This window comes from Nocardia flavorosea NBRC 108225, assembly GCF_001613385.1.
GTDB classification, from domain to species: Bacteria; Actinomycetota; Actinomycetes; order Mycobacteriales; family Mycobacteriaceae; genus Nocardia; species Nocardia flavorosea.
Map to the genome: position 1 here is coordinate 37,911 of NZ_BDCG01000008.1, position 25,626 is coordinate 63,536.

Genomic DNA, 25,626 nt, shown 5'->3' on the forward strand with positions numbered 1-25,626 from the left:
GCCAGACTGGGAACATGACCGAAACGGAACAGGGCAGCTACGTCGAGCCGGGTGAGTTCAAGCGCGATACCAACTACATCACCACCAGGATCACCGCCGACGGTCGCGACGGGTACCCGGTGGAACCGGGCCGCTACCGGCTCGTCGCCGCCCGGGCCTGCCCATGGGCGAACCGGACCCTGATCGTGCGCCGCCTGCTCGGCCTGGAATCCGCGATCTCACTGGGCCTGTGCGGCCCCACCCACGACAAACTGAGCTGGACCTTCGACCTGGACCCCGAAGGGCTCGACCCCGTCCTGCGGATTCCCCGGCTGCGCGACGCCTACCTGGCCCGGTTCCCGGGCTATCCGCGCGGGATCACCGTGCCGGCGGTCGTGGATGTCCCCACCGGACAGGTCGTCACCAACGACTACGCGCAGATGACTCTCGATTTCTCGTTGGAATGGACCGCTCACCATCGCGCCGGGGCACCACAGCTGTACCCCGAACCGTTGCGTGCCGAGATCGACGAGGTGAATGCCCGGGTCTTCCGCGAGGTGAACAACGGGGTGTACCGCTGTGGGTTCGCCGGCGCCCAGGACGCATACGACGCCGCCTACGACCGCCTGTTCACGGCACTGGACTGGCTGAGCGAGCGCCTGGCCGGGCAGCGGTATCTGGTGGGCGACACGATCACCGAAGCCGATATCCGGCTGTTCACCACGCTGGTCCGCTTCGACCCCGTCTATCACGGCCACTTCAAATGCAACCGGAGCAAACTCACCGAGATGCCGGTCCTGTGGGCCTATGCCCGGGACCTGTTCCAGACGCCCGGATTCGGCGACACGATCGACTTCACGCAGATCAAGGACCACTATTACAAGGTCCATACCGATATCAACCCGACGCAGGTCGTGCCCAAGGGGCCGGAGCTGTCCAGTTGGCTGTCCCCGCACGGCCGCGAAGCCCTCGGCGGACGCCCCTTCGGCAACGGCACCCCACCCGAGCCACCCGTTCCCGGCGAGAAGGTCCCCCCGGAAGACGGCGCCCGGTAGATCCGACCGGGCACGCACGCCGCTGTTGCCGCATGCACGAGTTCGGCAGTCCGCCGTAGCGACGGAGCGCCGGCACCGCAGAGCCCGACAGTGCACAAAAGGACACCGGTTGCACCCGCCCGGCACCTCGGCTCGGCAATATCTCTCGGCAGACCACCGTCATCTCTCGGCAGACCACCGTCGACCGGACGCGTTCGGTGGTGGCGCCGAATTCCGGGGACGGGCCGAACAGCACACCTGTCCTTACCCCATTCGCCATGGCGATTTCATCGGCCGACCCGGTCGACGGCGTATGCAGAAGCCAGTGCACCGGAACAGCGGGCCCGGGAGGTGACCGCCCGGTCGGCACCCGGTGTTCCGGGGAGCCGATCGGACGCACCGCTACCCGCGCATCGGAACCCGGAACCCGGGTAATCCGTTGTCGGAACGGACGAAGCTCGGCCCGGTGCCATACAGTGCATAGGGCTCGCAAAGGAGGATGACGCCGTGCGTAACGGGGCAGTGGAAAAAGCCGTGATCGAGGCGCTCGACCACGGTTCCCGGCTACAAGCACCCGCCGTCGCCAAGTACGTTGCGCGATTGCGGCGGGCCCATCCGGACGAAACGCCCGCCCAGCTCGTCGAACGCCTGGAACGCCAGTATCTGCTGGCGGTCACGGGCAGCGGTAGCGCGGTCGGTGCCTCGGCCGCGGTTCCCGGGGTCGGCACGATCGCCGCGCTCGCCGCGGTGAGCGCCGAGACCACCTTCTTCATGGAGGCCTCGGCACTGTTCACGCTCGCGGTAGCCGCCGTACACGGAGTCCGGCCGGAGGACGCCCCGCAGCGCCGTGCCATGGTGCTGGCCGTGGTCCTGGGTGACAGCGGTATGGAGATCGTGCAGAAAAGTGTCGGCTCCTCGGCCAAGAACTGGGGCACCGTATTCGCGGACAAGGTTCCCGGCCTGTCCGGTATGAACGATTCGCTGCTCAAACGGTTCATCGTGCGGTTCCTCACCAAACGCGCCGCGCTGATGGCCGGCAAGGTGGTACCCGCCGGGATCGGCGCCGTGATCGGCGGTGTCGGTAACCGGGCGCTCGGCAAGGCCACCATCAACAACGCCCGCAAGGCATTCGGTCCGGCGCCGCACTATTTCGCCGACGAGATGGTGCTCGACGCCGAACTCACGCCCGGTACCGAGCAGTCGGACAAGCCTGTGGCACAGCCATTACCGCCGGCGGCGCAATCGCCCCTCGCCCCACCGGAGGACCCCCGGCGGCAGCCGCCGCAGGAGGCACCGGCACCGCTCCCGACCGACCCCCGGCACCCGCCGGCCGACCCCCGATGAGGCCCGCGATCGCGGTCCGGGGCCTGACCAAACGCTTCCCGGGCTTCGAGATCGGCGCGCAGGATGTGTCCTTCGATATCGCCCCGGGTACCTGCGCCGGGCTGGTCGGTCCTCCGGGCTCCGGCAAATCGACGATCGTTGCCGCCCTGCTGGGACTGCTGCCACCCACCACGGGGTCGGTAACACTGAGCGGTGGACGCGGCAGTTCGGCGGTGGGCGCCGTCCTCGCGCCCCGCGGGCTGCATCCCCGGCGCACCGTCCGTGATCATCTGCGGGTGTACGCGGCCGCCGGCGGGCACGCCGATCGCCGGGTGCCGGTGGTTCTGGAGATCACCGGCCTCACCGAGCGCGCCGGGACCGTCCCGGACGAGCTGACGCCCGGGGAAGAAGCCCGCGCCGCCCTGGCGACCGCGCTGCTCGGCGACCCCCCGTTGCTGATCCTCGACGATCCCACCGCCGGTATGCAGCTCACCGAGATCTCCTGGTTGCAAGGATTCCTCCGGCAGCACACCCGCCGCGGCGGAACCGTGTTGTTCACCGCGCAGAGCTTGGTCACGGCGTTGCCGATCGCCGATCATCTGGTGGTCCTCGGCGCCAACGCAACGGTCGCCTACCAGGGCAGCCCGGCGCGGTTGCGGCGGCGCAACCCGGATCGCCTGGTGGTCGCGTCCTCGTCGTCGATCGCAATCGCCACGGCCTTGGCCGCCCGCGGCTTCACCGACGCGGTGATCCGGCCGGACGATCAACTCGCCGTCGCCGGCGCGACCGAGGACGATATCGTCGAGGCCGCCCGGGCCGCCGAGGTCCGGCTGGATGCGATCGTGGCCGACCGGATCCACCCCGACCGCGTTCTCGCCTCACTGACCCACGCCGCCGCGCGGCCGGCCGGTCCCGGTATGCCGCCGTCCACCTCACTGCCGTACGGGGTTTCCCGATGATCGACGTCGTACCCGCGGAACTGATTCCGCCCGTACTGTCCGAATACCGCAAGGCCGTCACGCTGCGCTACACCCGGGTCCTCGCCGGGCTGGTGATGGCGGTGGCGATCGCGGCGCCCGCCATGAGTGCCATCCTGGCCGGCCCGCAGGACCCGGAGGGCCAGCCGGTGACGGGCGCCGCGACCATCGGGCTCTATCTGGCGCTGTTCGCCGTCGTGCTGGGATCCGCGGCGTTCGGCGCCGCGGGTGCGGCCGGGGAGCATCAGCACGACACTCTCGTGATCACCGCTCTGTTCACCGTGGACCGCGATAAGCTGGCCGCCGCGAAATTCCTGGTCACCGGGCTCGCGGCACTCGCCGCGGCGCTAGCGGTCGAGATCGTCGCCGTACTCTGCCTGCTGCTGTTCGGGCGGGACGACTTCGAGTTCACCGGCTCGCTGTTCGCCGTCCTCGGCGGCGGCCTGGTCGCTGCCGTCTGCTGGGCGCTGATCGGCACCGGGATCGGGCTGCTGGTGCGGGCGCCGCTGCTCGCGGTCGGCACCGTCCTCGGGTGGTTACTGCTCGTCGAACCCCTGCTGTGGGTGGTCACCGCAGGTATCGGCATCCCGGGGGTCGTCACCCTGCTGCCCGGATCCGCCACGCTGAGCACCCTGTTCTCCGGATCCTTCGCCGATGCCGACCTCCTGGCCCCGGCGCCCGCGGCGATCGTCGTGCTGCTGCTGTGGACCGTGGGAATCGGCGGCTGGAGCTGGTGGTCGCTACGTCGCACGGAGCTCTGACCCGCCCGGACCCGCTCTCGGGAACAAGACCCTGTCGGTAGGCGTCGTTATGGTCGATGGCAGGTGAAATCGGGGGTACACGGGAGGGGCGGATGAGCGGATCGAGCCCGGCGGCGATTGCACGACGGCGAAGCACGGCGTGCCGATGGACACGGTATGAGTGACTCGATCTCGCATCCGGCAGCGATCCCGAATCCCGCAGCGAAAGATGACCACGTAGAGAATGCGCGCCCGCCCGGCCGACGAGGTGTGAACGAACCGGCGGCGAAACGAGCCGGTAGGAACAGTGCACGAGCCGGGTGGATTCGCAGGCTGTGGTCGGAATGCCGGCAATATCGCGGCACCCTGACGGGTATCGCATTGGCGCTGGTAGCCGGCGCGGCGGCCGAGATCGTGGCCCCGCTGCTCACGAAATGGGCCGTCGATTCGGCGACCACCGGCGCCACCCGGGTCATCGGTATCGTCGCCGGGCTGCTGGCACTGCTCGCCGCCGGGCGGTTCGCCGCTTCGTTCGGACGACGGATGCTCGCCGGGAAACTCTCCCTCGACGTCCAGCACGGTCTGCGATTGCAACTGCTGGGCTCACTGCAACGGCTCGACGGTGCGGGCCAGGACGCCCTGCGCACCGGTCAGGTGGTGTCGCGCTCCATCACCGACCTCCAACTGGTGCAATCGCTGCTGGCCATGGCGCCCCTGTCGGGGATGTCGCTGCTGCAGTTCCTGCTCGCGGCCGTGGTGATGCTGTGGCTGTCCCCGCCGCTGGCAGCGGCCGCGTTGCTGATGGTGCCCCTGGTGATCGCCGTGGTCTACCGGATGCGGCCCCGGCTGCACGCCGCCACCTGGTCGGCCCAGCAGCGGGCGGCGGAGCTGGCCCAGCACGTGGAGGAAACCGTCACCGGGGTCCGGGTGGTCAAGGGGTTCGGCCAGGAAGCCCGTATGGTCGACGTTCTCGAGGGCCACGGGCGCCGGTTGTTCGCCGAACGGATGCGCGCCGCCGGTATCAACGCCCGCTTCTCCCCCACGTTGGCCGCGATACCCCAGGCAGGGCTGGTGGTGGTGATCGCCCTCGGCGGCTGGCTCGCCCTGCAGGGCAGCATCGGCCTCGGCACCTTCCTCGCCTTCAGCGCCTATGTCACGACGATGACCACCACCGCACGCACGATGGCGTCGGTGATCATCCTGGCCCAGCTCACCCGCGCCGCGGCCGAACGTGTGTACCAGGTGATCGACGCCGGTCCGGCGGTGGCCGACCCACCCCAGCCGGTGCCGGTTCCCGACGGCCCGCTGGGAATCGAACTCGAATCGGTGACCTTCGGTTTCGATCCCGGGGAACCGATTCTGCGTGATCTCGACCTGCAGGTACGCCCCGGCGAAACCGTCGCGGTCATCGGTCCGGCCGGATCCGGAAAGACCACCCTGTCACTGTTGCTACCCAGGTTCTACGCCCCCGATTCCGGCCGGATCCGGCTGCTCGGCACGGGCGCCGTCGAGCCCGTCGATATCGCCGACGTCGCCGCGGTGCAGCTACGCGCGGCCGTCGGTGTGGTTTTCGACGACCCGTTCCTGTTCAGCTCCAGCGTCGCCGCCAATATCGCACTGGGCCGGCCGGACGCCACCGGCGCCGAGATCCGGGAGGCCGCCCGGCAGGCCGCCGCCGACGAGTTCATCGAAGCGCTGCCCGACGGCTACGACACGGTGGTCGGGGAACGCGGGCTCACCCTCTCCGGCGGTCAGCGGCAACGGATCGCGCTGGCCCGGGCCCTGCTGGCCCGACCGCGGATTCTCGTCCTCGACGACGCCACCTCCGCGGTGGACGCGGTGACCGAGGCGGCCATTTTCGGCGCCCTGCCCGATCAGGGGACGCGCACCACGATCATCCTCGCGCATCGCGAATCCACGCTGGCCCACGCCGACCGGGTGATCCGCCTGCCGGAACCGGCAACAGCCGTGGTGAGTGGCCCCGCCGTCGTCTCCGAGCGCCTGCCGGTCACGCCATCCAGGGACCGGATGGCCGCCGCGGCGAATCTCAGCGAAACACCCGAGCTGCGCCGGGAGATCGCCCGCCTGCCCGCGGCCGACGAACAGCCCCGGCTGGATCCCGACCGGCTGCGCCGGCCCGATCCCGGTTTCCGGCTGGCGCGCCTGCTGCGGCCGGTACGCCTCCTGGTCCTGGCCTCGGTGCTGCTCCTCGCTCTCGACGCCCTCATCGGAATCGGTTTCCCGCCGCTGGTGCGGCATGCCATCGATACCGGTGTCGCCGGATCCGACCCGGGCGCGCTCGCCCTCACCGCCGTGGTGGGTACGGGACTGGTCCTGGCCGGCTGGGTGGTGGCCGCGGCGACCACCCTGCTCACCTCCCGCACCGGCGAGCGAGTGCTCTACGGATTACGGATCCGCAGTTATGCCCATCTGCAGCGGCTCGGGCTGGACTACTACGAGCGGGAACTGTCCGGCCGGATCATGACGCGGATGACCACCGACGTCGACGCACTCTCCACCTTCTTGCAAACCGGTGTCTCGACGGCGCTGGTGAGCGCGCTCTCGCTGGCCGGGATCGCCGTTGCCCTCCTGGTGATCGATACGCAGCTCGCCCTCGTGGTGCTGCTGGGCGTACTCCCGCCACTGATCATCGCCACGGTCATCTTCCGCCGGGTCTCCTCGGTCGCCTACAGCATCTCCCGGGAACGGGTGTCGACAGTGAACGCCGACTTCCAGGAGAACATCGCCGGCCTGCGCGCCGTCCAGGCCTACCGGCACGAACGGCGTTCGGCGCACCGGTTCGCCGAATACTCCTCCGGGTACCGTCGCAGCCGGATGCGGGCGCAACGGGCCATCGCACTGTACTTCGCGTTCATGGCGTCGTGGACCGACCTGGCGCTGGCGCTGGTGGTGCTCACCGGAGCGCATGCGGTCGCTGCCGGCCAGACCAGCGCCGGCACCCTCATCGCTTTCGTGCTGTACCTGGAACTGCTGTTCGGCCCGATACAGCAGTTGTCGCAGGTCTTCGACGGTTATCAGCAGGCACGAGTCGGCCTCCGGCGGATCGGCGAACTGTTGCGTACACCGTCGTCGATCCGGGCCGACCCGCCCGGCGCCGACCCGCTCATTACCGGCCTGCGCGGGGAGCTGGAGCTCGACACCGTCCGGTTCCGCTACCCGGGCACCGACCGCCCCGCGCTCGACGACGTATCGCTGGCCGTGGCGCCGGGCCGGTCACTGGCACTGGTCGGCGCCACCGGCGCGGGGAAATCCACCATCGTCAAACTGCTGGCCCGGCTCTACGATCTCGCCGAAACCGATTCCGGCGCGGTCCGGGCCGACGGGGTGGACATCCGCGACTACCGGCTGGACCGGTACCGCTCCCGGCTGGGCATGGTCCCGCAGGAAGCTCACCTGTTCACCGGCGATATCGCGAGCAACATCGCCTTCGGGAAACCCTCCGCGACCGAAACCGAGATCGCCGCGGCCGCCCGGGCGGTGGGCGCCGCGGAGATGATCGCCGGCCTGCCCGGCGGAATGCGCCGGGCCGTCGGGGAACGCGGGCGCGGCCTGTCGGCCGGTCAGCGCCAGCTCATCGCCCTGGCGCGAGCCCAGCTCGTCGACCCCGATGTGCTGCTCCTCGACGAAGCCACCGCCACCCTCGACCCCGATACGGAAGAGAAGGTGCTGGCAGCGACCGGTTCGCTGGCGCGCAACCGGACAACGGTCGTCGTCGCGCACCGTTTGGCGACCGCCGCCCGCACCGACCGCATCGCCGTTGTCGCGCACGGCCGGATCGTGGAACTCGGGACACACACCGAGCTGCTGGCGGCCGGCGGGGAGTATGCCCGCCTGTGGACAGCCGCGGGTAACAGGGAAGGAATATTCTCGATAGGACATGAGTCGTCAACTATGAGGTCGGGGTAGACCGGTGGTCGGTGACGTTGCCGATGGGCACGGGGGCCTATCCTCGTCAGAGGGCGTATCGGTACCCATCCACCGATCCCCGGTGCCGGGCACGTCACAAACGTCGCAGCGCGAAGAACGAAATGAGGCGAACACCTGCTGTGAGCAGCTCAAAATCCCAGTTCGGTCAGAACCAGTGGCTGGTCGACGAGATGTATCAGAAGTTCAAACAGGATCCATCCTCGGTCGACGCCAGCTGGCACGAGTTCCTCGCCGACTACACCCCCGAGACCTCCGGTGATACCGGCAGCACCACCCAGTCCGCCCCGGCACCGGCGGCCCGCACGGTGAATTCTGCCCCCGTCCCGGCGGAGGCGGCCTCCGTCCAGACCCGCGCCGCCGCTCCCGCACCGGCTGCCGCCGCCAAGCCGGCCACGCCCGCTGCCACCGCGGCGAAGAACTCCGCGACCGCGCAGCAGCAGCGCGCGCCGAAGACCACTCCGGCGCCGACCTCCAACGCCGCCCCCACCTCGGGCGCGCCGAAACCGTCGGCCACCGAGGAGAAGAAGGTGCTGCGCGGTGCCGCCGCGGCGGTCGCGAAGAACATGTCGGCGTCGCTGGCCATCCCGACCGCCACGAGCGTGCGGGCCGTACCGGCCAAATTGATGATCGACAACCGGATCGTCATCAACAACCACCTCGCCCGCACCCGCGGCGGGAAGATTTCGTTCACCCATCTGCTCGGTTACGCGATCGTGCAGGCCGTGAAGGCCTTCCCGAACATGAACCGGCATTTCGCCGAGATCGAGGGGAAGCCCAACGCGGTCACCCCCGCCCACACCAACCTGGGCCTGGCCATCGACCTACCGGGTAAGGACGGCAGCCGGTCCCTTGTCGTCGCGGCCATCAAGGGCTGCGAAGAGATGAACTTCGCGCAGTTCCACACCGCCTACGAGGACATCGTCCGCCGCGCCCGCGACGGCAAACTGACCGCCGAGGATTTCAGCGGTGTCACCATCTCGCTGACCAATCCGGGCACCATCGGCACCGTGCATTCCGTACCGCGGCTCATGCAGGGGCAGGGCGCGATCATCGGCGCGGGCGCCATGGAGTACCCGGCCGAGTTCCAGGGCATGAGCGACGAACGGATCGCCGAGGTCGGCATCGGCAAGCTGATGACGCTCACCTCGACCTACGATCACCGCATCATCCAGGGCGCGGAATCCGGTGATTTCCTGCGCACCATCCACAAGCTGCTCATCGCCGACGAGTTCTACGACGAGATCTTCCACGGCCTGGGCGTGCCGTACGAACCGATCCGCTGGCGTAAGGATATCCAGGAGCGAGGGGTCGACAAGAGCACCCGCGTCTTGGAGCTGATCGCGGCCTACCGCAACCGCGGGCACCTCATGGCCGATACCGATCCCCTACGCCTGGTCAAGGAGAAGTTCCAGAGCCACCCGGACCTGGACGTCATCCAGCACGGCCTGACCCTGTGGGACCTGGACCGCGAGTTCAACGTCGGTGGTTTCCACGGCCAGGAACGGATGAAGCTGCGCGATGTGCTGTCGGTACTGCGCGAGGCCTACTGCCGGCACGTGGGTGTGGAATACACCCACATCCTGGAACCCGAACAGCTGAGCTGGATCCAGGACCGGGTCGAGCAGAAGCATGTGAAGCCGACGGTCGCCCAGCAGAAGTACATCCTGAACCGGCTCAACGCGGCCGAGGCGTTCGAAACCTTCCTGCAGACCAAGTACGTCGGCCAGAAGCGGTTCTCCCTCGAAGGCGCCGAATCCGTCATCCCGATGATGGACGCCGTGATCGACCAGTGCGCCGAGCATTCGCTCGACGAGGTCGTGATCGGTATGCCGCACCGTGGCCGGCTCAATGTGCTGGCCAATATCGTCGGCAAGCCCTACTCGAAGATCTTCACCGAGTTCGAGGGCAATATGAACCCGGCCGCCACGCACGGTTCGGGCGATGTGAAGTATCACCTCGGTGCCCGCGGCACCTACCTGCAGATGTTCGGCGACAACGAGATCGAGGTCTCGCTGACCGCGAACCCGTCACATCTGGAAGCGGTCGACCCGGTACTCGAGGGTCTGGTGCGCGCCAAGCAGGATCTGCTGGACAAGGGCGACGGCGAAGAAGGTTTCTCGGTCGTCCCGCTGATGCTGCACGGCGACGCCGCGTTCGCCGGTCAGGGTGTGGTCGCCGAAACCCTGAACCTGTCGGGTCTGCGCGGTTACCGCGTGGGCGGCACGATCCATATCGTGGTGAACAACCAGATCGGCTTCACCACCGCGCCGGAGAACAGCCGCTCCACCGAATACTCCACCGATATCGCCAAGTTCATCGGCGCCCCCATCTTCCATGTCAACGGCGACGATCCGGAAGCCTGCGACTGGGTGGCCCGCCTGGCGGTCGATTTCCGGCAGAAGTTCCGCAAGGACGTCGTCATCGACCTCATCTGCTACCGCCGCCGCGGCCACAACGAGGGCGACGACCCGTCGATGACCCAGCCGTACATGTACGACGTCATCGACACCAAGCGCAGTGTCCGCAAGAGCTACACCGAAAGCCTGATCGGCCGCGGTGATATCTCGATGAAGGAGGCCGAGGACGCGCTGCGCGATTACCAGGGACAGTTGGAGCGGGTCTTCAACGAGGTTCGTGAGCTGGAGAAGTATCCGCCGGAGCCGAGTGAATCGGTGGAGGACGCCCAGCAGGTTCCGTCGACCGTGCTCACCGCCGTCGACAAATCGGTGCTGCAGCGCATCGGTGACGCGTTCCTGAACGTGCCCGACGGTTTCAGCGTGCATCCGCGCGTGCAGCCGGTGCTGGAGAAGCGCCGCGAAATGGCCTACGAGGGCAAGGTCGACTGGGCGTTCGCCGAGTTGCTCGCCTTCGGCACGCTCATCGACGAGGGTCGTGCTGTCCGGTTGACCGGACAGGACTCCCGGCGCGGCACGTTCACGCAGCGGCATTCGGTGATCATCGACCGCAAGACCGCCGCCGAGTACACCCCGTTGCACAACATCAACAGCGCCAACCCGGGCTGGTTCGCCGTGCACGATTCGGCGCTGAGCGAATTCGCCGCCGTCGGCTTCGAATACGGCTATTCGCTGGGCAACCCGGAGGCGCTGGTGCTGTGGGAGGCGCAGTTCGGCGATTTCGTCAACGGCGCCCAGTCCATCATCGACGAGTTCATCTCCTCCGGTGAGGCGAAATGGGGTCAGCTGTCGGAGGTCGTGCTGCTGCTGCCGCACGGACACGAAGGCCAGGGCCCCGACCACACCTCCGGCCGGATCGAACGTTTCCTGCAGCTGTGCGCGGAGGGTTCGATGACGGTCGCGATGCCGTCCACCCCGGCGAACTACTTCCACCTGCTGCGCCGGCATTCGCTGGACGGTATCCGCCGCCCGCTGATCGTCTTCACCCCGAAGTCGATGCTGCGCAACAAGGCCGTGGTCAGCGATCTGAAGGATTTCACCGAGTCCAAGTTCCGCTCGGTGTTCGACGAGCCCACTTACGAACAGGGTGTCGGCGATCGCGGTGCGGTCAAACGGATCCTGCTGACCAGCGGCAAGCTCTACTACGAGCTGGCCGCCGCGAAGGCCAAGCGTAAGCGTGACGATGTCGCCATCGTCCGCGTCGAGCAGCTCTACCCGATGCCGAAGTTCCGGTTGAACGAAGCTCTGGAGCGCTACTCGAACGCCACCGATATCGCGTGGGTGCAGGAGGAACCGGCGAACCAGGGTGCGTGGCCGTTCTACGGCCTGAACCTGCCGGAACTGCTGCCGCAGCGGCTGGGCCGCCTGCGCCGTATCTCGCGCCGCGCCATGTCGGCCCCGTCCTCGGGTTCGAGCAAGGTGCACGCGGTGGAGCAGGCCGAGATCATCGACGAGGCGTTCGAGCCCACCAGCTGATCGTCGACTCATCCGACGCCGGGCGCGCCCCCTTCGTGAAGGGTCGCGCCCGGCGTCGCGCATTTCCGGGTTGCAGGTCTACCGATGGCGAAGAGTTCTGAGCCGCCCCGTCACCACGGAGGGCCGACCGTTCGGACCAGTAATCATCCGGCAGCACTCGAAACCCCTTATGGCATGTCAAGGGCGCAACTGCCCGGAAGACGCGTCGGTCCAGCGCCTGTCGCGCCTGTCCGCCATCGCGTCGACCACCGGGGCCGAAATCCGGCCGAACATGGTCATGATGTCACCGGACTCGGACAGTGCCTCGAGTCCGGCTGGAGATCACGCCCTCGATGTCGAGTCGAGCCGGTACGCCGGTGTCGACGCGTAGAACGCGAGCAGCCCGCGGACCCCGGTCGAAGCGGCCGCACCGCACTCCGCTGACCGGGCAGGCCTCGGCTCACCGGGTGGCGCGGCCGGCCTGCCACTGGGCGACAGCTCGTCCGATCTCGGTGGTGGGGGCCTCGCCGTCCAGCCATTCCCGCGCGATCAGATGCCAGTTGTTCGTGGTGACCAACTGGCCGAGCACCGCGAAGGTGAACAGATCCGCGCGGCGGGAGAACACATGTTCGGGTGGCAGGGACTGCTGATGCATACCGCGGAACTCGGTGGCTCTGGGGTCCATGGCCAGTACGACCGCTCCGGTGGCGAGTTCGGGAGTGATGGTGACCTCTTCGTCGAGCAGATGCCACCCTGCCGCCGCCCAGACATAGTTCAGGCATTCGTCCACCGTGACCCCGGCCTGGGGATCGATGATCCCCCGCCCCACCCAGGCGTCGTAGAGGTCCTGGCCGCGAAGTTGCCCGGCGGCGCGCAGACATTCGCGTTCGAAATCGGCATGCACGGGATCCATCCGGTGGTAGAGCCCGAAGTCCACGAAAGCCAGCCGCCCGTCCGCACCGAGCATCATGTTGCCGGGGTGCGGGTCCCCACAGAATTCGTAGTCGGTGAACAGGGAGTTGATGTAGAAGCGGTAGATCAGTTCCCCGATATGGGAGCGGTCGTCGTCGGGTAGCGCACGCAGCGCGGCGAAAGGCTGCCCGTCCACGAAATCCGTGACGAGAACGTTGGGGCCGCAATATCGCTCGACGCAGTCGGGAACGGTGATGAACGGATGCCCGCGATAGCGCTGCGCTACCCGTCGCTGATTACGCACTTCGCGTGGATAGTCGAGTTCACCGCCGATATTCCGGGCGATCTCGTCGAGTACGCCCGCATCGGCCGCGCTGGGCAGCATAGATTTCCAGAGTTTGCTGAACATTCTCAGATTGCGCATATCGGCGTGCACGGCTTCGTCGACACCGGGATACTTGACCTTGACCGCCACGGTGTGCCCGTCGCGCAGCTGCGCCCGATACACCTGCCCGATCGATGCGGCGGCGATCGGAGTCTCGTCGATATCGGCGAATACGCCGGAGAGGCGCCCGAGATCGTCCTCGATCACGGTGCGCATCGCCGAAAAGGGAAACTGCGGTGCGCTATCGCGCAATTCGGCGAGTTTGTGCCGGAACATCTCGCGGTGTGTTTCCGGTACGAGGTCGATATCGAGGACCGACAGCATCTGTCCCAGTTTCATGGCCGCGCCCTTCATACCGCCCAGAACCGTGACCAGCTGCTGCGCCGCCTGCAGGGTCGACCTTTCGGCGAGGGCACGCCGGGCCTGTTCGGGTTTGCCCAGCATCGCGACCTTGGTTCCGGCGTCCCGGATGGCCTGCCCCGCGGCCAGCCGGCCCAGGGCGCTTCCTCGGACAAACCGCCCACGGGGAACTCGTCCCGTTGCCATCCGCACCTCCGTGGACCACACAACTGTAATGGCGGTCACATTACCGCCGGCGCGGTCTCGCCGCGAGGCGCGGGCGCGCGACCGCCGATATTCCGGGCGGTGTCCGATTCACCCGTTTCCGCGACGAGCGTGGAACTTGCCAAATCCCGTATCGGATATTCGTGAGCTGTCCAGCTTTCCGTTTGCGCACAGCCGTAAAGCGGTGTGGCGCACCTACTGTCAGCGCAGCTCGACCGACGTGAACAGACACGGCGGCCGGCAGTTCGAACAGTGATGTTTGCAGGAAGGCTCCCGATGAAAAGACCAACTTCCGCCAAGTTGCGGTCGGCCGTTCTAGGGGCAGCCGCCGCCCTTGTGCTCGGTTTGACCGGTGCGGGCGCGCAGGCGCAACCGGCGGCGGCCCCGACGGAGCAAGACCTCGCGGAATACATCGCGGCCGGCCGTACAGCGGAGCCGGTGGCCGATTCCGGTAGCGCGAGTGGTTCAGCGTGCAATTCAGGCAGCGGCGCCGGTTCGGGTAACGGTTCCGGTGATTGTTACGGCGGTTCGGGCAGCAGCTCGGGGCTGTCGGGGGGCTATGCCTCCGATACGGTAGGGCACGGGCCGGCGCAGTCGTCGTTTCTGGCGGCGTTCGGGCACGGGTTGCTGAACCCCGATGTGGCCCCACCCGGCGCCAATGATTGGAATTGCACACCGACGGCGGAGCATCCGCGACCGGTGGTGCTCGTGCACGGTACGTGGATGAATGCGTACAACGGTTTCGCGTTCATGGGCCAGCCGATCAAAGACGCGGGTTTCTGCACCTTCACCTTCAATTACGGTCGATCGAACCTGATCCAGGGCGGCGGTGTCGGTGCGGTCCTGCCGGGGGTCATGGGCACCGGCTACATCCAGGATTCGGCGAAGCAGCTGGCAGTGTTCGTGGATCGGGTGCTGGCGGCGACGGGGGCGTCGGAGGTCGATCTGATCGGGCATTCCCAGGGTGGCTCGATGGCGAACTGGTATACGAAGTTCGAGGGCGGGGCCGACAAGGTCGCGAAGCTGATCACGCTGGGCGCGACTCATCACGGAACCACGCTGGTGGGTATCGGCGCGCTGGGCCGGGCGATCAACAATTTCGGTATCGACGTGCTGGGGTTCGTGGAGTTGCTCGTAGGCCACGCCGGGATCCAGCAGACGGTCGGCTCGGATTTCGTGAATCAGTTGAATGCGAATGGGGATACGGTCCCGGGCGTGGACTACACGGTGATCGGTACCCGGTACGACGAGATCACCACACCGTTCGATTCGACCTTCCTGCGGCCCGGGCCGGATGCGCCGGTCCGCAACGTCACGTTGCAGGACGGTTGTGAACAGGATCTGTCGGACCATCTGACGATGCTGTATTCACCGCGGGCGCTCTCGATTACGTTGCAGGCGTTGGATCCGGTGCAGTTCCCCGCGTTGCAGTGCACGTTCAATCCGTGGCTGATAGGCGGCGGCGGGAAGTTGTGACCCGCCCCCGGACTGTCTGCTTCGGGCCGCCGGAGCCGATTCCAGCGGCCGGCCCGGAGCGCATACGACCGCCGCGGACCGGGGCCACAGCCGACCGCTGATCCCGCGCCCTCGTCCGGAGAACGGCGGCACGAAGCCCACCGGGTGGTGTCCGGCATACACCGCCCGGTGGGCCCGGCCCCTTCTGTTCCGCGATACGGCACACCCTCCCCGCATTAAGCTCGGCAACGCTCGTTTCGTTGTGGGAACAGGAGGAAGCCGGTGCCCGCGAAGCCAGGTCAGCGTAAGCGTCCGACCCAGGAACGCGCACGGGCCACCCGGGAGCATATTCTCGACACCGCCGCCCGGCTCTTCGGGGAGCGCGGTATCGCCGACACCTCGACGAACCGGATCGCCACTGCGGCCGGTGTCAGCGTCGGGACCGTCTACCGCTACTTCACCGACCGTGCCGTCATGGTCGACGAGCTGCTCGAACGTCTGCTCGAAACCGTCGAACAGCAGATCACCCACCACCTGGCCGGCGCGTCGGTGGACGTGCCCGAAAAAATGATGGCCCGAGTCCTGGAGATCACCACCGATGTATTGGTCGCCAATGCACCGCTGGTGCGCGCCCTGGTGGCGGGTGTGCAGTTCTACAGCAGCGGAATACCGGAGTTCGAACCCCGGCTGCGCATCCTCATCAAAGTGATGCTGATCCAGATGCTGGGACCGGGGGACGATCGCGAATACGATGTGATGAGCTTCGTCCTCATCAATACCGGCTTCGCGGCCGTGCTGCGGGCGTCCGCCCTCGATGTGGACGACGGTCAGCGTGCGGAGGCCATCAATATGACTGCGCGGATGATCGGCCGATGGATGGAATCCGAGATCGAGCGGCGACCGCGTCCCTGACCGCGCCCTGGATCAAAAAGTGAGCCCTGGTGCGAATTCGCCCCATATTTGTCCGAAGTACATGTTCCCGGTCGATCGTTTCCCCAGGTCAGAGCATTATTATTACTGTTACCGCACGTCGCTGAAAGCGGAGTAGAAGGTGAGTCCGAACTCAGATTACCGTGTGCTCTGAACCAACGCACCGCGATACCCGTTACGCCGCGGAGCAGGTTCGGTCCCGGCCGTCGCGCCGGGAATCTCGATCGTGCGGTGACGAGGAGGTCCCGGGTGATTATCGAAAGCGCCGTTCGTCCCGAACATGCTGCGGACAAACGACTCACTGTCCCACCAACACCCGATGTGCATCGGATCGCACACGAGGTGGTGACACACCTCGCGCGGTCCGGGACGCTGTGCACGGTCACGCCGGGCAATACAGTACGCGCCGAGCTGACCGCGGTGACGCGGATCTGCCTGGGCTGGATGATTCAGCGGCTGAGCGGCGAGCCCCCCGCCCGGCGCCTCGACCGGCTCGAGGCCGCGGCCGCCGGGTGGGCACGCGATGAAGTCCCGATCGAGACCGTGCTGCATGCCGCTCACGAAGGCTTGAAAGCCGGTCTGGAGCTGCTGATACCGCGGGGCGGCCGGACGTCGGGAATCGATATCACCACCGCGATCACCGCCTCGATCGAATTGCTGGGCCTGATCACGTCCACGGTCAGCAAAACCTATGTCCGAGAGCTCAAGAGCGTGGCCGACGAGCACCACACCAGCGTGCACACGGTGACCTCCGCGCTGCTCGCCGGGCATACCGCCACCGCCGGCGAGTCCGGCATACCGATCGCCGAACGTTATTTCGTGCTCGCGCTCGCCGTCCCTGCGCATCCCGACGAGAACGATCCGCGTCTGGACCGCCAGGTCGTCGCCCGCCGCAAACTGCGCCGGCTCCAATCGGCATTGGCCACGCAGCTCGGACATGGGGCACTGACCCTGCTCTCGGTCGACGGCGGAACGATCCTCGTCCCCACCGACGCGTGTACCGAGACCGGAATCGATGAACTCGTACAACAACTTTCCGCAGCGACCTCCGTCGATATCACCGCGACAGTTGTCGCCGCGGCGGCCGGCGAGATACCCGCCGCGACCCGGCACGCACACGAACTGCTCGATATCGTCGAACAGCTCGGGCTCGAACCCCGGGTCCACCGCCTCACCGAATTGGCACTGGAATACCAGCTGACCCGCCCGGGAGCAGGCCACACCCGACTCGACCGGCTACTCGAACCGCTCGACGACCACCCCGAACTGTTGCAGACGCTGCAGACCTACCTTGCCACCGATCGCAACCGCACCCGCGCGGCCCGGCAGCTGCACGTGCACCCGAACACCGTCGACTACCGCATGCAGCGAATCGGCAACCTCACCGGCCTGGATCCCACGGATTCCCGGACCTGGTGGTATCTGTACAGTGCCCTGATCGCCCGCCGTTCGCGGGCCTCGTGCATCGCCTGAGCTGCCGGATCGGAGTCCGGCCGGCAATCGCCGGGGTTCTACGACCGAGGAGTCGCAGGCCGCCTCATCGTGGTCGCGGCAGCAGCCGATCCGAACCTGCCATCCGGCCTGCGGGTAGCACGGGACCACCCTGTCGGCACGCCGCCGCGCATCGAATCGGACGCACGGGCTGTAGGCGATGACGCCGCTATGCCGGGGCGAGCTGCCGGACGACCCGGCACGGATTGCCCGCAGCGAATACCAGCGGCGGCACATCCCTGGTCACGACACTGCCGGCGCCGACAACGGCGTTCGCCCCGATCGTGACACCGGGACATACGATCACACCCCCAGCCACACATTGTCGCCGATGGTGATCGCCGCGGCGGTCTCCCAGCGCTGCCGCCGGAGTTCGTGGTCGTCCATGGGATGCAGGGCGGTCAGCAGTTGGGCGCGTGGGCCGATCGACACGCGCTGCTGCATCTCGTCGCCGGATTTCGTCTCGTTGAAGCGATCGAGCAGTTTCTGACAGGCCCGCCGTTCCGCGACCAGTTCCGTATCACTGTCCCGGTAGAGCTCCCCGCCCAGCATGCACTGCTTCTGCGTAGACATACCGGTGATCCTGCCGTACACAGGCGCGCCCCGCGCCCGAGGCGGGTGAAACCAGTCCACGCGTCCGGCGCTCCGGTATCCGCGGTGCCACGAGGCACCTTCCCCTGCCGACGACCGCCGGCACCGGGCGCGACGCCGGTCGAACCGGCCGCTGCCTACGTCGATGCGCGTAGCTCGGGCACGCCCGGGTACGTCGCCGGCCGTAGCCGGTGACGCCTCCCGAGGGGAGCCCCAGGCGGCCGGGGTCACGTACTGTCACGATATGGATCTGCGGACGGTGTCACGAGAGCTGTCTGCGCGTTTCACGCGGCGGCCCGCGTGGTTCGCGGATATCGCGCTGGGGTTGTTCGTCACGGTGATCCAGGTGCTCGGCGCGATGGTTCCGGTCCCGGTCGAGCCGGCGTCGACGCCGGTATCGGGGGCCGGGTACGTCCTCCTGGTCGTGAGCGGTGTGGCCGTGGTCGCGCGCCGGCAGCGGCCTGTCGCGGTTTTCGCGATCACCGGTGTGGCCAGCCTGATCTATTTCGCCTTCGACTTTCCCGACCGAGCCTCCTACCTCGGGCTTTTCATCGCTCTGTACACCGTTGCCGCCTACGGCGACGGCCATCGGTCACTGCGAATCGCGGGCGCGGGGATCGCGGTGCTGTCGGTGGGCTGGTTGATCGCAGGCGCCGATGTGGAGCCGGTATCGGCGATCGGCTGGGTGTTCTTCCGGATCGGCGGGGCGGTGATCGCCACCATGCTGGGCGAATCCGCGCGGTCCCGGCAGGTGATGGCCGCCGATGCGCAGCAGCGGGCGGAGCTGGCGGAACGCTCGCGGGACGAGGAGGCCCGTGCCCGGGTCGACGCCGAACGACTGCGGATCGCCCGCGAGGTACACGACACCGTCGCCCATGCCATCGCCATCATCAACGTCCAGGCCGGGGTCACCGCGCATGTGCTCGGCAAACGACCGGAACAGGCTCGCGATGCGCTGTATACCATCGAACAGACCAGTTCCCGTGCCCTGCAGGAGATGCGCGCCATTCTCGGCGTACTCCGCGACGGCGACGACCGCGAACCCTCTCCCGGTCTCGACCGGATCCGCGAGCTCACCGGTAAGGCCCGCGAGGCCGGGCTAGATATCGCCGTCCGACAGCCCGAACCGGTGCCGGCGCTGCCGAGCGCGGTGGGCAGCGCGGCGTACCGCATCGTGCAGGAATCCCTCACCAACGTGATCCGCCACGCCGGACCGACCCGAGTGACGGTGACACTGGAACACGGGGTCGATGCCCTGCGCATCCGAGTGATCGACGATGGACGCCGCACACCTGGCCCCGGCCACACCGGTTCGGGGCGCGGCATCGCCGGTATGCGCGAACGCTGCCGGCTGCTCGGCGGTGAACTCCACGCGCAACCACGCCCCGGTGGCGGATTCGAGGTCGCCGCCAGCTTGCCGCTCGCCCCGGTGGGGTCACGCCTGTGAACACACCGCCGATCAAGGTTCTGCTGGCCGACGACGAGCGGCTGGTTCGTTCGGGTTTCAAAGTCCTGCTGGATCTGGAGGATGACATCACGGTGGTCGGGGAAGCCACCAACGGTGCGGAAGCGGTCGACATGGCCCGCAGCACCCGGCCCGATGTCGTGCTCATGGATATCCGGATGCCGACGCTGGACGGGATACGCGCCACCGGCCGGATCGCCGAAACGGCTGGGCTGGAACAGGTCAAAGTGCTGATCCTCACCACCTACGACACCGATGACAACGTCTTCGAAGCACTACAGGCGGGTGCGAGCGGATTCCTGCTCAAGGACGCGGGTCCCGCCGAACTCCTGCACGCCATCCGCGTTATCGCCGCCGGTGACGCGCTGCTCGCGCCCCGAATCACCCGTCGGCTCATCGGCCAGTTCACCGCACAGCGCCGGGCAGCGCAGTCCGCGCAGGACCGGCTGAGCGTGCTCACCGACCGGGAACGCGAGGTTCTCGCGCTGGTCGGGCAGGGGATGAGCAACGACGAGATCGGCGCCACCCTGTTCCTCAGCCCGGCCACCGCCCGCACCCATGTCAGCCGCGCCATGGTGAAATTGGGGGCCCGGGACCGCGCACAGCTGGTTGTGATCGCGTATCGGACCGGGTTGTGTGATTCGGCCCCATAGGCGACCGTGGCAGTAGCTCCCGCGAGACCGGATTCGCCGCTGGGTCGGCCGGCTCTTCCAGCACGCCTGCGATCACCTCGAGTCCGATGTCCCGGAACACCCGGCACCCGGATACTCCCGGCAGGGAGGCAGCCGCACGGAAATCGGGGCACCCACGAGGTCCGGCACCGCACCGCCGCAACGTCGAACCGCGGCGCGCCCGGCCGCGGCGGCATCGGCGCCTCGAAGGCAGACCCCCGGCCTTCGGACCCGCTGCATCCGATGGCCCGGCCGAACTGGGGCCTATCGGCGACCGCCCAGGGCAACCGTGCGGTGGTGAAACCGGGCGACCGGATGAGCGGGCCGGCCCCGGCTACGACAACCCGGCCTGACCACGCCGGGCCCCTATCCTCTTCCGCGTCGGTCGGCTCGTCGCACCCGGCCCGTGTCCCGGCGGCGCGCAGCCCCCTGCGACTACGACCGTCGACGTAGCCGAAAGCTACTGCGGTACACGCTTGCACGTATTCACTGCCGATCACTGCCGGACGCGGATCACGCCCGCCGAGCGGGAGTATCGACCATGAAGGCACAGCTGCCGGATCCGCGACCTCCGTTCCCTCGCTTGCGGACCGGCATGTGCATCGAGGTGATCCGCGATCGAACCCGCCGGGTACCGAACGCGGGTCGGCACGAAAGGCATAACCATGCGAGGCAGAGTCCCCCTCCGAATGCGTATCCTGACCACGCTGCGGCCGACCCCGGACTGGCCTTCGGTCACCCCGGAACAGTTCGTCGAATTCCGCGCGGCGCAGAACCGCTTGCGCGGGTCGAGGCTGCTGCGGCCCCTCACCGGCCGGCCCGACCGCGCGGCACGGATCACCGACGAACCCTTCGATCTCCCCGGGCGGCGGTTGAACATTCGGGTGTACCGGCCCGAGCGGGAAGGCCCGCCACTGCCGCTGGTGATCGCCTTTCACGGCGGCGGTCTCATCAGCGGTTTCCCGGATCAGGACGATTGGCTGCTCGCCCATCTGGCCGTGCACTGTCCGGCCGTGGTGATCTCGCTCGACTACCGGCTGGCACCCGAACATCCGGTGCCCGCACCGGTGCTCGACGCCTATGCCGCCGTACCCCGGCTGGCCGAACTCGCCCCCGTACGGGGTGCGGATCCGGACCGGATCGCGCTGCTCGGTTCCAGCGCGGGTGCCACGCTCGCCGCCCTCACCGCGATCCGGTCCGCCGAGCGCGGCCCCGGCCTGCGCGCCCAGGTCCTGATCAATCCGCAGCTCGATTGGACCGATCGCGCGTTCGAATACCCCTCGTTCACGGAGAATGCGAACAGTCCCACCGCGTCGCCGGACGAATGCCGAGCGGTTCCGCGCCTGGCGGTCCCCGAATCCTTCGATCGCCGGACGATTTCCCCGATGTACAGCGAAGGACTGCAGGGCGTCGCACCGGCGCATATCGTCGCCGCGGGTCTGGACCCGCTCGAGGACCAATCCGCGGCGTACGCCGACCGCCTGCGCGGTGCCGGGGTCGAGGTGACGCTCACCCGGTATCCCGAGGCGACGCATGCCTTTCTGAGCCTGCCGGGCGCTGTCCCGGCCGCCCGGCAGGCCCGCGCCGACATTCTCGATCATCTCCACCGGCGGCTGGCCGGTGCGCGCCGCGCCACCGCGCCGGCGCCGGAAAGGCGGATACGGCGATGACGACCACCGAACTCACCGAGCGGGCCCGGCATTCCTTGCCCACGGCGCGCGATACCGCGGCGCGCCCCGGAATCGCCGGTGTTCTGCGTGTTCACCTGTGGAGTTTCGCCGCGGTGGTCGTCTTGCAGATCGCCGGGGCGATCGCGGGTCTCGCGCCGCTGCTGGCGATCGTCGAACTGGGGCGCACACTGTTGTCGCCCGGCCCGGTCGACGAGGGGCGTATCTGGCTCGTGGTCCTCGCGGGTGCGCTCGGACTGTTCGCGCAATTGCTGTTCACCGGCGCGGCGACCGGAATCGGGCATCTGGTCGACACGCGAGTGCAATTGGCGCTCCGCCGCCTGCTCGCCGAGCGGCTGGGCCGGGTGCCGCTCGGCTGGTTCTCCCGCCGCCGGACCGGTGAACTGGCCAAAGTTGTCGGCGAGGACGTGAGCGCGGTACACCCTTTCATCGCGCATACTCCGGGCGAACTCGTCTCCGCGTTCGTCGTGCCGCTGGTCTCGCTGATCTACCTGTTCACCGTCGACTGGCGGCTCACTCTGATCACCCTGATCCCGGTGGCGCTCGCACTGGCGGTGGTACCGCTCATGATGACCCCGGCCCGGCTCCGCGAACAGCGGGCATTCGATGCGGCCATGGGGCGCATCGGGGATTCGGTGGTGGAGTTCGTGCAGGGTATCGCGGTGGTGAAGGCGTTCGGCGAGTCCGGGCGCGCGCACCGCCGTTTCCGCACCGCCGCCGACGAGTTCGCCGATATCTTCCTGCGAATGGTGCAGGGTCTCGCGCCGCTCGGAGCCGCGATGCAGGTGGCGCTGTCGCCGCCGTTCGTGCTGCTGATGGTGTTGATCGGCGGGGCGGCGCTGATCGGGAGCGGCGGTATGGCCCCGGCCGATCTCCTGCCGTTCCTGCTGCTCGGACTGGGGTTGACGGCCCCGGTGGCAGCCTTGGGACACGGGTTCGACGATATGCAGACGGCACGGCGCGCGGTGGAGCGCATCGGGGACGTGCTCGCCGAACCACCGCTCCCGCAACCGGCCCGCCCGGTAGAGCCCCGCGGGCATCGGGTCGAACTACGCGACGTCCGATTCGGTTACGACAGCGGGCACGAAGTGTTGCGCGGTATCGATCTCATACTCGAACCGGGCACCGTCACCGCGATCGTCGGCCCGTCCGGCAGCGGAAAATCGACGCTGGTGCAGTTGCTGCCCCGGTTCTTCGACCCGGCGGCCGGATCGATCCGGGTGGGCGGTGCGGATCTGCGCGAGATCGCCGGCCGCGACCTCTACCGCACGGTGTCCTTCGTCTTCCAGGATGTGCGGCTGCTGCGCGCCTCGGTCGCCGAGAACATCGCACTCGCGGTCCCCCGGGCCGACCGCGCGGCGGTGATCCGGGCGGCGCGGCTGGCGAATATCCACGAGCGGATCCTGGAACTGCCGCGCGGCTACGACTCGGTGATCGGTGTGGACGCGGGATTGTCCGGCGGTGAGGCACAGCGGGTCTCGATCGCCCGCGCCCTGCTCGCCGATACCCCCGTGCTCGTTCTCGACGAGGCCACCTCCTTTGCCGACCCGCAGACCGAGCGGGCCGTCCGCACCGCGTTGGCCGCGACGGCCGGTGCCCGGACCACCGTCGTCATCGCCCACCGCTGGGAGACGGTCGCCGGCGCCGACACGGTCGTGCTGCTGCGCGACGGGCGGATCGCCGCATCCGGCCGACCCGCCGAACTGCTGGCCGCGAACCGCGAGTTCGCCGCGTTCTGGCGGTCCCGCCCGGCCGGCACACCACTGGACGTAGACATTCGAGAGGAGGACGGCGCGGCAGCGGCGAGCTCGGACTCGACGCGCTCCGCCCGCCCTTGACGGGCCGGGTGCCGCGCCACGAAATCACATGATCCGCATGCTGTTACGGGTACTGGGCCATTCCTACGCCCGGCCGGTGCGTCGCACCATTGTCCTGATGACCATCACCGCGATCGCGGAAGGACTGTCCTACGCGCTGCTGGTTCCGGTCCTGCGCGCGCTGTTCGGCGCGGAACCCGATGCCGCACGCACACCACTTGTCGTGTTCGGAGTAGCGGTCGCGGGATACGCGGTGTTGCGCTATCTCAGCGATTTGTCCGGCTTCCGGGCCGGAACCACGCTGTTGCGCGGCGTGTATCACCGCCTCGGCGACCATCTGGCCCGGTTGCCCATCGGCTGGTACACCGCTGATCGGATCGGCGAAATCTCGGTGCTCGCGGGCCGCGGAGTGTTGCAGGCGATGAGCGTGATCGCCCATCAGCTGTCACCACTCGTCTCGGCCACCGTCACCCCGCTGACCGTCATCGGCGTCATGCTCGTCTTCGATTGGCGGCTGGGCCTGGCCGCTCTGGCCGCGGTGCCGCTGGTGGTGCTGATCCAGATTCGGTCCGGCCGGGCAATGGCCGCCGGTGACGCCGAACGTCACGCCCGCGATCAGGAGGCGGCCGGACGGGTCGTCGAATATCTCCAGGCCCAGCCGGTACTGCGCGCCGGTGGCCGGACCGCCGAACGTTTCGGGATGCTCGACGACGCACTGCGCGGGGTGGAACGTGCGGCCCGGCGCAGCACCCTGTCCGCGCTGACCGGCGTGGTGGGCCTGACACTGGTCGTGCAGACCACCTTCACCGCACTGCTGGCCCTGGGGGCGTATTTCGCGCTGGGCGGCGATATCGGCGCGGCGGAACTGCTCGCCGTGCTGGTACTGGCGGCGCGCTGCACCGAACCGCTGCTGTCGCTGGCCGAACTCGGCGGCCAGTTGCGTGCGGCACGGGCCGAGCTGGCCCGGCTCGACGAACTGCTGCGCACCCCACCACTGCCGGAACCGGCCGCACCGGTCCGGCCGGAACGCCACGACCTGGCGTTCGAATCCGTGACCTTCGCGCACGGCGACCGCCGGGTTGTCGACGATTTCTCGCTATCGGTACCGCAGGGGCAGCGGCTTGCGATCGTGGGCCCCTCCGGCGCCGGTAAGAGCACGCTGCTGCAACTGATCGCGCGATTCTACGATGTCGATACAGGCGCGGTGCGGGTGGGCGGTGTGGATATCCGCACCATCGACACCGAATACCTGATGTCACAGATCTCTTTCGTCTTCCAGCACGTGTACCTCTTCGACGGCACGATCGAGGAGAACATCCGCCTCGGCCGGCCCGATGCCACGGAAGCGCAAGTCCGGGCGGCGGCGTCCGCGGCCCAGCTCGACGAGGTGATCGACCGGCTCCCCGACGGCCGGCACACAAATGTCGGCGAGGGCGGCGCTCTGCTGTCCGGCGGCGAACGCCAGCGGGTCTCGATCGCCCGTGCTCTGCTGAAGGACGCGCCGATCGTGCTGCTCGACGAGGTGAGCTCGGCGCTGGACCCGGTGAACGAGACAGCGGTCCACGAGGGAATCGAACGACTGATGGCGGGCCGGACGGTGGTGCTGGTCGCGCACCGGTTGCCCATGGTTCAGCGCGCCGACCGTGTCGTCTTTCTCGATCGCGGCCACATCGTGCAGGACGGCACCCACGACGAACTGCTGCGCCGGGGTGGCCGGTACGCGGATTTCTGGGCTCTCGCGATGACACCGGCTGCAGGTTGACGGATCGGAACGGGGAGGTCACCGG

The 25,626-nt window shown here is 68.1% G+C and carries 14 protein-coding genes and 3 pseudogenes; 14 read left to right on the top strand and 3 right to left on the bottom strand.

The features are described from left to right. Positions 1 to 14 precede the first annotated feature (14 nt). The 6 genes and pseudogenes from NFL01S_RS08290 (at position 15) to NFL01S_RS08315 (ending at position 11,891) form a co-directional block, all read left to right on the top strand. Positions 15 to 1,034 carry a glutathione S-transferase family protein gene (locus NFL01S_RS08290; RefSeq protein ID WP_062973731.1) on the top strand — a complete coding sequence of 340 codons (1,020 nt, stop codon included), beginning with the start codon at positions 15 to 17 and terminating at the stop codon, positions 1,032 to 1,034. 501 nt (positions 1,035 to 1,535) lie between these two features. Beyond that, positions 1,536 to 2,177: pseudogene (locus tag NFL01S_RS08295) on the top strand (YbdD/YjiX family protein); the annotation flags it as partial. 176 nt (positions 2,178 to 2,353) lie between these two features. Further along, on the top strand, positions 2,354 to 3,295 hold the full coding sequence (locus NFL01S_RS08300; protein ID WP_062973157.1) for an ATP-binding cassette domain-containing protein: 942 nt from the start codon (positions 2,354 to 2,356) through the stop codon (positions 3,293 to 3,295). Continuing rightward, positions 3,292 to 4,074, top strand: coding sequence for an ABC transporter permease (locus tag NFL01S_RS08305; RefSeq protein ID WP_062973159.1), 783 nt, complete (start codon positions 3,292 to 3,294; stop codon positions 4,072 to 4,074). Before NFL01S_RS08300 ends, NFL01S_RS08305 begins: the two co-directional genes overlap by 4 nt. A 249-nt stretch (positions 4,075 to 4,323) precedes the next feature. Further along, positions 4,324 to 7,980 (top strand): ABC transporter ATP-binding protein, encoded by a 3,657-nt coding sequence (locus tag NFL01S_RS08310; RefSeq protein WP_062973733.1) that lies wholly within the window; start codon positions 4,324 to 4,326, stop codon positions 7,978 to 7,980. A gap of 122 nt (positions 7,981 to 8,102) precedes the next feature. Beyond that, positions 8,103 to 11,891, top strand: coding sequence for a multifunctional oxoglutarate decarboxylase/oxoglutarate dehydrogenase thiamine pyrophosphate-binding subunit/dihydrolipoyllysine-residue succinyltransferase subunit (locus NFL01S_RS08315; RefSeq protein ID WP_062973161.1), 3,789 nt, complete (start codon positions 8,103 to 8,105; stop codon positions 11,889 to 11,891). Positions 11,892 to 12,330: 439 nt separating this feature from the next. On the opposite strand, the gene NFL01S_RS08325 is transcribed toward NFL01S_RS08315, so the two are convergent. Next, entirely contained in the window at positions 12,331 to 13,713 is a 1,383-nt protein-coding gene (locus tag NFL01S_RS08325) for an ABC1 kinase family protein (RefSeq protein ID WP_062973735.1), read from the bottom strand. Positions 13,714 to 14,007: 294 nt separating this feature from the next. Here NFL01S_RS08325 and NFL01S_RS08330 point away from each other — a divergent pair, with 294 nt between their 5' ends. From NFL01S_RS08330 to NFL01S_RS08340, 3 genes are all read left to right on the top strand, one after another. Further along, the gene (locus NFL01S_RS08330; protein WP_062973164.1) at positions 14,008 to 15,207 is read left to right on the top strand and encodes an esterase/lipase family protein; all 1,200 of its coding nucleotides are present in this window, start codon (positions 14,008 to 14,010) and stop codon (positions 15,205 to 15,207) included. Positions 15,208 to 15,468: 261 nt separating this feature from the next. Beyond that, on the top strand, positions 15,469 to 16,098 hold the full coding sequence (locus tag NFL01S_RS08335; protein WP_062973166.1) for a TetR/AcrR family transcriptional regulator: 630 nt from the start codon (positions 15,469 to 15,471) through the stop codon (positions 16,096 to 16,098). A gap of 267 nt (positions 16,099 to 16,365) precedes the next feature. Beyond that, complete coding sequence (locus tag NFL01S_RS08340) at positions 16,366 to 17,589, top strand: PucR family transcriptional regulator (RefSeq protein ID WP_063915887.1); 1,224 nt, start codon at positions 16,366 to 16,368, stop codon at positions 17,587 to 17,589. A gap of 187 nt (positions 17,590 to 17,776) precedes the next feature. Here the strand turns inward: NFL01S_RS08340 and NFL01S_RS37560 are convergent. Next, positions 17,777 to 18,039 (bottom strand): annotated as a pseudogene (locus tag NFL01S_RS37560) (LbetaH domain-containing protein); the annotation flags it as partial. A 60-nt stretch (positions 18,040 to 18,099) separates the two neighbouring features. Further along, a pseudogene (locus NFL01S_RS37565) lies at positions 18,100 to 18,180 on the bottom strand (maltose acetyltransferase domain-containing protein); the annotation flags it as partial. 262 nt (positions 18,181 to 18,442) lie between these two features. Here NFL01S_RS37565 and NFL01S_RS08350 point away from each other — a divergent pair. From NFL01S_RS08350 to NFL01S_RS08370, 5 genes are all read left to right on the top strand, one after another. Then, positions 18,443 to 19,645 carry a sensor histidine kinase gene (locus tag NFL01S_RS08350; RefSeq protein ID WP_062973168.1) on the top strand — a complete coding sequence of 401 codons (1,203 nt, stop codon included), beginning with the start codon at positions 18,443 to 18,445 and terminating at the stop codon, positions 19,643 to 19,645. Further along, positions 19,642 to 20,316, top strand: a complete 675-nt coding sequence (locus tag NFL01S_RS08355) for a response regulator transcription factor (RefSeq protein WP_062973170.1) — start codon at positions 19,642 to 19,644, stop codon at positions 20,314 to 20,316. Before NFL01S_RS08350 ends, NFL01S_RS08355 begins: the two co-directional genes overlap by 4 nt. 707 nt (positions 20,317 to 21,023) lie before the next feature. After that, entirely contained in the window at positions 21,024 to 22,004 is a 981-nt protein-coding gene (locus tag NFL01S_RS08360) for an alpha/beta hydrolase (RefSeq protein ID WP_063915888.1), read from the top strand. Next, a complete protein-coding gene (locus tag NFL01S_RS08365; protein ID WP_062973175.1) occupies positions 22,001 to 23,860 on the top strand; it encodes an ABC transporter ATP-binding protein in 1,860 nt (619 codons plus the stop codon). The genes NFL01S_RS08360 and NFL01S_RS08365 overlap by 4 nt, the downstream gene beginning before the upstream one ends. 28 nt (positions 23,861 to 23,888) lie before the next feature. Beyond that, entirely contained in the window at positions 23,889 to 25,601 is a 1,713-nt protein-coding gene (locus NFL01S_RS08370; protein ID WP_062973177.1) for an ABC transporter ATP-binding protein, read from the top strand. Positions 25,602 to 25,626: the final 25 nt, after the last annotated feature.